The sequence below is a fragment of the Ramlibacter sp. genome, assembly GCF_035554825.1.
Taxonomy (GTDB): domain Bacteria; phylum Pseudomonadota; class Gammaproteobacteria; order Burkholderiales; family Burkholderiaceae_C; genus Ramlibacter.
On record NZ_DATMHS010000144.1, the window covers coordinates 1 to 5,703 of the forward strand.

A 5,703-nucleotide genomic window follows, 5' to 3' on the forward strand; every position below is an offset into this window, starting at 1 on the left:
CCGGCAAGGACCCGATCTTCGCGTTCGGTTGCGCCGTGCCCTTCGGCCTGACCGCGCGCCAGATGGACTCCTGGATGGAGCACGGCGACGGCCGCAAGCTGATGGACGCCTTCTACGCGAAGTACAACATGAAGAGCTTCAGCGCGGGCAACACCGGCACCCAGATGGGCGGCTGGTACCGCAAGGAGATCAAGAGCGTGGCCGACCTCAAGGGCCTGAAGATGCGCATGGGCGGCGGCCTGTTCGGCGAGGCGATGGCCAAGCTGGGCGTGGTGGCCCAGAACATGCCGGCCGGCGAGGTGTACCAGGCCCTCGAGAAGGGCACGCTGGACGCCACCGAATTCGTCGGTCCCTACGACGACGAGAAGCTGGGCTTCAACAAGGTCGCGCCCTTCTACTACTACCCGGGCTGGTGGGAAGGCGGCGCCGAACTCGAGTTCTTCATCAACGCCAAGGCCTTCGCCGCGCTGTCGCCCGAGAACAAGGCGATCATCCGCGCCGCCGGCGCCGTCGCCGCGCGCGACATGACCGCCAAGTACGACGCGGTGAACCCGGTCGCGCTCAAGCGCCTGGTCGCCAACAAGACCCAGCTCAAGCCCTTCCCGAAGGACGTGATGGACGCCGGCTTCAAGGCGTCGATGGAAGTCTTCGCCGAGCACGAGAAGAAGTCGCCGGAATTCAAGAAGATCCACCAGGACATGCGCGCCTTCCAGCGCGACCAGATCCTGTGGGACCGCTTCTCCGTGTACCGCTACGAAAGCTACATGGCCACGGTGAAGATCTGATCCAGGGGCGCTGCGGCGCCCTGGCCCGCGGACACCACGCCCCGGCACGCGCACGCGGCCGGGGCGTTTTCATTGGCATCCGGCGCCGGGTGCGCGGCCCGGTCGCGGCGGCGCCGCAGCGTCACAGCTTCTGCGACTGCATGAAGCGATCGAAGGTGGCCTCGGTGAACCGGAACCAGACGTTCTGCTCCGACCGGAAGCGCTGGTAGTCGGCGTAGACCTTGCGCCAGTTCGGATTGCGCGCCGAGAGCTCGTCGTACAGCGCGATCGCCTGCCGGAACGCCTGGCTCATGAGGTCGGGCGGAAACGGCCGCAGCCTGGCGCCGGCGGCCACCAGCTGTTTCAGCGCGCCGGGATTTTTCACGTCGTACTTGGCCTGGGTCTGCACGTGGGCGAAGGTGCTGGCCAGTTCGACGAAGGCCTTGTACTCGGGCGACAGCGCGTCGTACGCCCGGCGGTTCACGTACAGGTCCAGCTGCAGCCCGCCTTCCCACCAGCCCGGGTAGTAGTAATAGGGCGCGACCTTGTTGAACCCCAGCTTCTGGTCATCGTACGGGCCGATCCATTCGGCCGCGTCGATGCTGCCCCTTTCGAGCGCCAGGTAGATCTCGCCGCCGGGGATGTTCTGCGGTCGCCCGCCGAGGCGCTCGAGCACCTTGCCGGCGAAGCCGCCGATGCGCACCTTCAGCCCATCGAGGTCGCGCGCCGAGCGGATCTCCTGGCGGAACCAGCCGCCCATCTGGGCGCCGGTGTTGCCGCACGGGAAACTGACGATGTCGTAGCCGGCGTAGAACTCGCGCATCAGCTTCAGGCCGTTGCCTTCGTAGGTCCAGGCGCTCATCTGGCGGCTGTTCAGGCCGAACGGGATCGCGCCGCCGATGGCGAAGGTCTCGTCCTTGTCGAAGAAATAGTAGGGCGCGGTGTGCGCCGCCTCCACCTGGCCGCGCTGCACGCCGTCGACCACGCCGAACGCCGGCATCAGTTCGCCCGCGGCATGCACCGTGACGTCGAAGCGGCCGCCGGACAGCTGGCGCACCTTGTGCGCGAAGACCGCGGCCGCGCCGTGGATGGTGTCGAGCGACTTCGGGAAACTGGAGGCGAGCCGCCACCGCACCAGCGGTTGCGCCTGCACCGCGGGCGCGAGTCCGGCCGCCAGGACGCCGGCGATGCCAGCGTGCGAGATCAGGGCGCGGCGGTGCATGGGACCTCCTTCGGGTGACCGGACGGCGGGCCGGCCTGGCGATCATATGCCGCGCCTGGGCCGCGTCGGGCTCGCCGGGCCGCGATCGCGGCGCCCACGTCCGCATGAAGCGGACGAACGAAGCCGCGCGCCGTCGTCGCCGGGCGCTCCCCCTGTCAGCGGGAAACGCGAGCCTTCGTCCGAAAACTCAGCTCACGACCTTGAGCGCGGGCGGCACGCGCTCCACGGCGTCGCCGAAGCGCTCGCGCACCGAGGCCTCGATGCCGGCGGCGTCCAGCCCCTGCAGCGAGAGCAGCATGGCCGGGTCGCCATGCTCGATGAATTCGTCGCGCAGTCCCAGTTGCAGCACCGGCTTGACGACGCCGGCGGCCTGCAGGGCCTCGGCCACGGCGCTGCCCGCGCCACCCATGACGCAGCCCTCCTCCACCGTCACGATCGCGGCGTGGCGGGCGGCCACTTCCAGCAGCAGCGCGGTGTCGAGGGGCTTGGCCCAGCGCATGTTCACCACCGTGGCGTTCAGCCGCTCGGCGGCGGCCAGCGCCGGGTGCAGCAGCGTGCCGAAGGCGAGGATCGCCACGCCGCCGTCGGCGGACGCCGATCGCGCGCGGCGGATCTCGCCCTTGGCGAACGGCAGCGGCTCCAGGCCAGGGGCCACGGCCGCGCCGACGCCGGCGCCGCGCGGATACCGCACGGCCACGGGGTGGTCCTGCTCGAATGCGGTGGTCAGCAGCCCGCGGCATTCGTTCTCGTCGGCGGGGCAGGCGATGCTCACGTTGGGGATGCAGCGCAGGTACGCGATGTCGTAGGCCCCGGCGTGCGTGGGACCGTCGGCGCCGACGATGCCGGCGCGGTCGAGGGCGAACACCACCGGCAGGTTCTGCAGCGCCACGTCGTGCACGAGCTGGTCGTAGGCGCGCTGCAGAAAGGTGGAGTAGATGGCGACGACCGGCTTCAGGCCCTCGCAGGCCAGGCCCGCGGCGAAGGTGACGGCATGCTGCTCGGCGATGCCGACGTCGAAATAGCGGTTGGGAAAGCGCTGCTGGAATTCGACCAGGCCCGAGCCCTCGCGCATCGCCGGCGTGATGCCGACCAGGCGCTCGTCCTTCGCGCCCATGTCGCACAGCCACTGGCCGAACACCTGGGTGAACGTCTGCTTGGGCGCCTTGGCCGGCTTGACGATGCCCACCGCCGGATCGAACTTGCCCGGGCCGTGGTAGGCGACCGGGTCGGCTTCGGCCAGCTTGTAGCCCTGGCCCTTGCGCGTGACGACGTGCAGGAACTGCGGCCCGCCCAGGTGCTTGATGTTCTCCAGCGTCGGCACCAGCGAATCGAGGTCGTGGCCGTCGATCGGTCCGATGTAGTTGAAGCCGAACTTCTCGAACAGCGTGGCCGGCACGATCATGCCCTTGGCCTGCTCCTCGAGCCGCTTGGCCAGCTCGAACAGCGGCGGCGCGACGCGCAGCACGTTCTTGCCGACGTTCTTCGCGGCGGCATAGAACTGGCCGCTCATGAGCTGGGCCAGGTAGCGATTGAGCGCGCCCACCGGCGGGCTGATCGACATGTCGTTGTCGTTCAGGATCACCAGCAGGTCGCACTCGGCGACGCCCGCGTTGTTCAGCGCCTCGAACGCCATGCCGGCGCTCATCGCGCCGTCGCCGATGATCGCCACCGCCTTGCGGTGCTCGCCCTTGTGCTTGGCCGCCAGCGCCATGCCCAGCGCCGCGGAGATGCTGGTGGAGGAATGCGCGGTGCCGAACGCGTCGTACTCGCTCTCGGCGCGCTGCGGGAAGCCCGAAAGTCCGCCGAACTGGCGCAGGCTGGCCATGCGGTCGCGCCGGCCGGTGAGGATCTTGTGCGGATAGGTCTGGTGGCCCACGTCCCACACCAGCCGGTCGTACGGCGTGTTGAAGACGTAGTGCAGCGCGATCGTCAGTTCGACGGTGCCCAGGTTGGAGCTGAGGTGGCCGCCGGTGCGCGACACGCTGTCGAGCACGTAGGCCCGCAGCTCGTCGGCCAGGGCCTTGAGCTGGGCGCGCGGCAGCTTGCGCAGGTCCGCGGGGTCGTCGATCGCTTGGAGCAGAGATCCCATCGCTGATGTCTTCAGTTGTCCCGGTTCACCACCATCATGGCGAGCCCGTGTAAAGCCTGCGTGTCGGCCAGGCCGCTGCGCGCGAGCGCGTCCAGGGCCTGCGCCAGCAGGTCGCGCGCGAAGCCGCGCGAGCCCTCCAGCCCGAGCACCGACACGTAGGTGGGCTTGTCCTGCGCGGCATCCTTGCCGGCGGTCTTGCCCAGCGTCGCCGAATCGGCCGTCACGTCCAGGATGTCGTCCACCACCTGGAAGGCGAGGCCCAGCGCGGCGCCGTAGTCGGCCAGCGCCGTCCAGGCGGCCGCGCCCGCGTCGCCGCAGGCCGCGCCCATCAGCACGCTGCCCTGCAGCAGCGAGCCGGTCTTGCGCCGGTGCATCTCGCGCAGCTGCGCTTCGTCCAGCGTGCGGCCGACGCTGGCGAGGTCGATCGCCTGCCCGCCGGCCATGCCGGCGTGCCCCGCGGCGCGCGCCAGCAGGCGGCACAGCGTCGCCTGCACGCGCGGCTCGATGCCGGGACCTTCCGGCGCCAGCAGCTCGAAGGCCAGCGCCTGCAGCGCGTCGCCGGCCAGCAGCGCCTGCGCTTCGCCGAACTTCACGTGCACCGTGGGCTTGCCCCGGCGCAGCACGTCGTTGTCCATGCACGGCATGTCGTCGTGCACCAGCGAGTAGGCGTGGATCAGTTCGACCGAACAGGCCGCGCGCATCGCGGCCTGCGCGTTGCCGGCCACCGCTTCGTGGGCCGCCAGCACGAGCAGCGGCCGCAGCCGCTTGCCGCCATCGAGCACGGCGTAGCGCATCGCCTCGCCCAGCCCCGCCGGCGCGTCGGCCACCACCCATTCGGAGAGCGCCGCCTCGACCCGCGCGAGCTGGCGAGCGCTCCAGGAACCGAGGTCGAACGCCGCCGGCGAAGACGAGTCCATCGGATGCGGCGTGCTCACTCTTGCAGCCACGGCTTGAGCGTGCCTTCGTCGAGCAGCTTGATCTGGTGCTCGACGGCCTGCAGCTTGTCGCGGCAGAACTGCAGCAGCTCGGCGCCTCGCTGGTAGCCCTCCAGGAGCTGTTCCAGCGGCAACTGCCCGGACTCGATGCGGCCGATCAGCCGCTCGAGCTCTTCCAGGGCGGCTTCGTAACTGGCGGGCGGCGTTGGGGCGGAGGACTGCGGCATGGAGCGATGGGGAAACCCGTGATTTTAGGCCGGGGCCGACGACCACGAGTTCCGAGAGCCCGTCCGCGCCCAACGGAGACACCCCCGCGGGTACAATCCCCTTCCCTTCCTCAGGGGTGTTGCCCCTGGTTCCCGTTCCCTCATCCGAACCCGCGCTCCTTCTTTGCGGAAAAGCGCTTCCCTGCCCCTTCATAGGGGGAGTCTCTAGGTCAGGACATCATGTCTGATTTAAGTCTTCAACTGCAGCAGGCCGCAAGCCAACTCCCAGTTACCAGTTACTTCGACGAGGCGCTGTTCAAGCGCGAGATGGAGATCATCTTTCAGCGCGGGCCCCGTTATGTGGGGCACGAACTTTCGGTTCCGGAACCGGGCAACTACTACGCGCTCCCCCAGGAGGGGGAAGGCCGTGCGCTGCTGCGCACGGCCAACGGCGTGGAGCTCATCTCCAACGTGTGCCGGCACCGCC

General features: G+C 69.5%; 5 protein-coding genes and 1 pseudogene. 2 read left to right on the top strand and 4 right to left on the bottom strand.

Features of this window, described 5'->3' with window-relative positions; translation table 11 throughout:
• Positions 1-785: ABC transporter substrate-binding protein (locus VNT59_RS18185; protein WP_325500723.1), on the top strand; the 785-nt coding region annotated here is incomplete at its 5' end.
• A 121-nt stretch (positions 786-906) separates the two neighbouring features.
• Here the strand turns inward: VNT59_RS18185 and VNT59_RS18190 are convergent.
• The 4 genes from VNT59_RS18190 to xseB all read right to left on the bottom strand — a co-directional run bounded on the left by VNT59_RS18190 (position 907) and on the right by xseB (position 5,237).
• Positions 907-1,986, bottom strand: a complete 1,080-nt coding sequence (locus tag VNT59_RS18190) for an ABC transporter substrate-binding protein (RefSeq protein WP_325500725.1) — start codon at positions 1,984-1,986, stop codon at positions 907-909.
• Between the two features lie 187 nt (positions 1,987-2,173).
• Positions 2,174-4,075 (bottom strand): 1-deoxy-D-xylulose-5-phosphate synthase, encoded by a 1,902-nt coding sequence (gene dxs / locus VNT59_RS18195; RefSeq protein ID WP_325500727.1) that lies wholly within the window; start codon positions 4,073-4,075, stop codon positions 2,174-2,176.
• An 11-nt stretch (positions 4,076-4,086) separates the two neighbouring features.
• Positions 4,087-4,992, bottom strand: coding sequence for a farnesyl diphosphate synthase (locus VNT59_RS18200; RefSeq protein ID WP_325500729.1), 906 nt, complete (start codon positions 4,990-4,992; stop codon positions 4,087-4,089).
• Between the two features lie 14 nt (positions 4,993-5,006).
• On the bottom strand, positions 5,007-5,237 hold the full coding sequence (gene xseB / locus VNT59_RS18205; RefSeq protein WP_325500731.1) for an exodeoxyribonuclease VII small subunit: 231 nt from the start codon (positions 5,235-5,237) through the stop codon (positions 5,007-5,009).
• Positions 5,238-5,456: 219 nt separating this feature from the next.
• Here xseB and VNT59_RS18210 point away from each other — a divergent pair.
• Positions 5,457-5,703: pseudogene (locus VNT59_RS18210) on the top strand (aromatic ring-hydroxylating dioxygenase subunit alpha); the annotation flags it as partial.

What these genes read in the sequence shown, in the direction of transcription:
- VNT59_RS18190 (WP_325500725.1), bottom strand. Translation starts at nt 1,986, where the DNA reads ATGCACCGCCGCGCCCTGATCTCGCACGCTGGCATCGCCGGCGTCCTG.
- dxs (WP_325500727.1), bottom strand. Translation starts at nt 4,075, where the DNA reads ATGGGATCTCTGCTCCAAGCGATCGACGACCCCGCGGACCTGCGCAAG.
- VNT59_RS18200 (WP_325500729.1), bottom strand. Translation starts at nt 4,992, where the DNA reads ATGGACTCGTCTTCGCCGGCGGCGTTCGACCTCGGTTCCTGGAGCGCT.
- xseB (WP_325500731.1), bottom strand. Translation starts at nt 5,237, where the DNA reads ATGCCGCAGTCCTCCGCCCCAACGCCGCCCGCCAGTTACGAAGCCGCC.